This window comes from Mesorhizobium sp. M7A.F.Ca.US.014.04.1.1 (genome assembly GCF_003998745.1).
GTDB classification, from domain to species: Bacteria; Pseudomonadota; Alphaproteobacteria; order Rhizobiales; family Rhizobiaceae; genus Mesorhizobium; species Mesorhizobium ciceri.
On record NZ_RZRW01000493.1, the window covers coordinates 1 to 4,237 of the forward strand.

The following is a 4,237-nucleotide window of genomic DNA, read 5'->3' on the forward strand; positions in this document are numbered from 1 at the left end:
AGCCGACGCTGCCGCCAAGCTGAAGGGCGTGAGCAAGGTGCTGTTGGCCGAGGCCGACGAGCTTGCCGAGCGCCTGGCCGAACCGACGGCAGCGCTCATTGTGTCGCTGGCGGGCGCCTACGACACCATCATCGCGCCGGCGACCTCGTCGGGCAAGAATGTCGCGCCGCGCGTGGCTGCGCTCCTCGATGTCGCGCAGGTGTCCGAGATCATCGAAGTCGTATCGCCCGACACCTTCAAGCGGCCGATCTATGCCGGCAACGCCATCCAGACGGTGCAGTCGAGCGACGCCAAGAAGGTGATCACCGTGCGCACCGCCTCCTTCCAGGCAGCCCCCGAGGGCGGCTCGGCAGCCGTCGAGACCGTTAAGGCCGCGGCGAATCCGGGCCTCTCCACCTTCATCGAGAACAAGCTTTCCGAGACCGACCGTCCGGAGCTGACCTCGGCCAAGATCATCATCTCGGGCGGCCGCGCGCTGGGCTCCTCGGAGAAATTCCAGGAGGTCATCCTGCCGGTTGCCGACAAGCTCGGCGCCGCGGTCGGCGCTTCCCGCGCCGCCGTCGATGCCGGCTATGCGCCGAACGATTGGCAGGTCGGCCAGACCGGCAAGGTGGTTGCCCCCGATCTCTACATCGCGGTCGGCATCTCCGGCGCCATCCAGCACCTTGCCGGCATGAAGGATTCCAAGGTCATCGTCGCCATCAACAAGGACGAGGAGGCGCCGATTTTCCAGGTTGCCGACTACGGCCTCGTCGGCGACCTGTTCGTCATCCTGCCGGAACTGCAAAAGGCGCTTTGACGCTTTCTGCCAAAGCGTATTAAATGGTGAGGGTGGGGTAGACGAAGTCGCCCCGCCCTTTTAGTTTGCACCGCACAAAAAGCAGGCCGCAAAGGCTGAAAGCAATCCAGCAAAAGTGCGCAGCGGTTTTGCGTCCGGGATTGCGGTAAAATAAAAGGTGGAGCGCTTTCGCAGTTCAAGCGGAAGGGTTCAGGACGGGATCGGTGTAATGAGCAAGATCGAGACGATCGGCATCATCGGCGCGGGCCAGATGGGTGGCGGCATCGCCCATGTCTCCGCGCTTTCAGGCTACAAGGTATTGATCTACGATATCTCGCCCGACCGCATCGAGAAGGGCATCGCCACGATCAGCGGCAACATGGCCCGCCAGGTGGGGTCCGGCAAGCTCGACGAGAAGGTGCGCAACGATGCGATGGGCCGCATTTCGGCCGCGCCCGCGATGGCCGATCTTGCGGGTGCTGACCTGGTGATCGAGGCGGCGACCGAGGACGAGACGGTCAAGCGCAAGATCTACGCCCAGCTTTGTCCGCAGCTCAATCCCGAAGCCATCCTGGCGACCAACACCTCGTCGATCTCGATCACGCGGCTTGCCGCGCAGACCGACCGGCCCGAGCGGTTCATCGGCATACATTTCATGAACCCGGTGCCGCTGATGAAGCTGGTCGAACTGGTGCGCGGCATCGCCACCGAGGACCAGACCTTCGAGGCAGCCAAGACCTATGTGAAGCAGCTCGACAAGACGATCACGGTCTCGGAGGATTTTCCTGCTTTCATCGTCAACCGCATCCTGCTGCCGATGATCAACGAGGCGATCTACACGCTCTATGAGGGTGTCGGCTCGGTCGACGCCATCGACACCGCGATGCGGCTCGGCGCCAACCATCCGATGGGGCCGCTGCAGCTGGCTGACTTCATCGGGCTCGATACCTGCCTGTCGATCATGCAGGTGCTGCATGACGGCCTGTCGGACTCCAAGTACCGCCCTTGCCCGCTCCTGGTGAAATATGTCGAGGCCGGCTGGCTCGGCCGCAAGACCGGGCGCGGCTTCTACGACTATCGCGGCGAGCATCCCGTCCCGACGCGCTGAGCGGATCGTCGGCGCAAATCAGGGACAAGCCTTTCGGTTCAGCGGCGACGGGTCTATCAGGAGGCCACCGCCAGTGGCTCTGTCCGGCCATCCACGATCTGTGCGTCGGGCGCCACGGAGACACAGCCACGGCCCGCCGCCTTGGCGGCATAGCAAGCCGCATCGGCCCTGGCGATGATCTCGTCGACCTCGCCACAATTGGCATTGATCGCAGCCAACCCGATGCTGGCGCCGATCACGTGAGGACGGCCGTCCCAGGTGAAGTCTAGCCCGCCGATCGCATCGATGATGGAGCGCGCCGCGATCTTGGCGCCGGCTGCCGAACCCGATTTCAAAACGACCGCGAATTCGTCGCCGCCGAGGCGAGCGACGATGTCGTCTGGACCAAGCACGCCGCGAATAGCCACGGCAACCCGCTTCAGCAGCGCGTCTCCCGCCGCGTGGCCACCCGTGTCGTTGACCAGTTTGAAGTGGTCGAGGTCGATGAACATGAACTGATGTCCGGCGCCTCCGACCGACCTTGTCGTGTCGCCGACCAACCTTGTCGTGTCGGCGGTGCCGTCCTTGCGCGCCTGGTCGACGAGGTCCTCCATGGCGCGGATGAAGCTGGAGCGGTTGGCAAGGCCGGTCAGCGCATCGTGTGCCGCGGCGTGGGCGAGCTGGCGCTGCAGCGCGCGCGCATCGGTAAAGTCCTGGAAGACGATGACCAGCCCGCAGAATTCGTTGCGGTCGTTGACGATCGGCGACACCACCTGGCGGATGCTGCAGCGCGTGTCGTCGCGCCGGATGAGGACGGCGCGGCTGTTCTGGTCGGCGGGCGCATGAACGCCAACCGCGGGCCGGGTCACGCCGATCCTGTGCCCCGTCTCCTCGTCGACCGCCCAGTAGACATGGCCAAGCATCTTGCCGAGAGCCTCGCCGCCGGCAATCCCGGTCAGCTTTTCGGCGACCGGGTTCATGAAGGTGATCCGGTTTGCGGCATCGGTGCAGATGACGGCATCGCCGATCGATTGCAGCGTCACCCTCAGCCGCTCCTTTTCATCGGCAAGCATTGCCGCCGACACGGTGAGGCGCTCTTCGGCCTCCTTGCGGCGGGTGATGTCGGTCAAGCTGCCGATGGCCCTGATCAGCCGTCCATCCTCATCACGTTCGATGGCCTTGCCGCGGTCGAGGATCCACACCCAGTGGCCATCCTTGTGGCGCATCCTGAACTCGGCCTCAAAGAACGGTGTCTTGCCCTCGAGATGAGCGCGATCCGCTTCGGCGACAGTCTCGCGATCATCAGGATGGATCATCGTCAGCCAGCGGTCGGTGTCGCCATCGAGCTCGCCATCCGCATAGCCCAGCATCTTGACCCAGGTCGAGGAATAGGTCGTGCCGCCCTTGCGCATGTCGAGGTCCCAGACGCCCTGGCCGGCGCCGGCGAGCGCGAAATTCCAACGCGTTTCCGCTTCGGCAATGCGCGCCTCGGCCTGCTTGCGAGCGTCGATGTTCTCGATTTGCGAGACGAGATAGAGCGGGCGGCCGCTGGTCTCATCGCGAATGACCGAACCGGCAAGATGGGCCCAGACGGGCGTTCCGTCCTTGCGGAGATAGCGCTTCTCGAAATGGAAGGAATTGACCGTGCCCGCCTTCAGATCGTCCATCGTCTCCCGCCCGATCTGCTGGTCGTCGGGATGCGTGATCTGGAAGAAAGTCAGCGTCTCGATCTCTTCGCTTGTGTAGCCAAGCATGGCCGCGAAGGCCGGATTGGTCTGGCGGATGCGCCCATCGAGACCGACAACGACGATACCGATCGCTGAATCCTCCATGGCGCGGCGGAAGCGCAGCTCGCTCTCGGCGATCTGTTGGCGATCCATGCTGATCCTGCGGGTGGACAGGGCGGCGAGGAACAGCGCGCCCGCCGCCACTGCCATCGCGATCTGCAGGCAGAGTTTCAAGGCTTCGGTGCCCAGGTCCAGGCGCGACAGCAGGATCGAGGCCGCCAGCACGCCCAGGCCGGCGACGAGCAACGCCAGCCCTGCACGCCCAAGAGATTCTCGGCTGGTCAATCCTCGCCGCATCACGATACGTGCCACCCCCGTGCGCAAACGCATGTTCTCGCCTCAACCTTGGCGGATCGATTTTAAGGAAAGGTTGCGTCAGGCATTCCGGTGCCATCGCTAACCGGCAAACAATTGCCGGCATGATTAAGGATCGGTATGCGCGAGCGGGCGAGCGTGGCGCAACGCTACCAGCGCACGAAAAACCGTCCGCCGAGCGCGCCAAGCAATGCGAGCGCTGCAATGGCTATCGTGTACCAGGTGGCGACGAAAAGCGGCGAATCGTCGAAGCAGTGGGCGGCATAGAAG

The 4,237-nt window shown here is 64.1% G+C and carries 4 protein-coding genes; 2 read left to right on the forward strand and 2 right to left on the reverse strand.

All coding sequences use genetic code 11. The features are described from left to right. Positions 1-799: electron transfer flavoprotein subunit alpha/FixB family protein (locus tag EOA22_RS25885; protein ID WP_164755814.1), on the forward strand; the 799-nt coding region annotated here is incomplete at its 5' end. Between the two features lie 208 nt (positions 800-1,007). Further along, complete coding sequence (locus EOA22_RS25890; protein ID WP_013529423.1) at positions 1,008-1,886, forward strand: 3-hydroxybutyryl-CoA dehydrogenase; 879 nt, start codon at positions 1,008-1,010, stop codon at positions 1,884-1,886. 56 nt (positions 1,887-1,942) lie between these two features. On the opposite strand, the gene EOA22_RS25895 is transcribed toward EOA22_RS25890, so the two are convergent. Next, positions 1,943-3,982 carry a PAS domain S-box protein gene (locus tag EOA22_RS25895; protein ID WP_082826552.1) on the reverse strand — a complete coding sequence of 680 codons (2,040 nt, stop codon included), beginning with the start codon at positions 3,980-3,982 and terminating at the stop codon, positions 1,943-1,945. A gap of 134 nt (positions 3,983-4,116) precedes the next feature. Further along, positions 4,117-4,237 (reverse strand): NrsF family protein (locus EOA22_RS25900; RefSeq protein ID WP_127390309.1); only part of this gene is annotated, 121 nt, incomplete at its 5' end.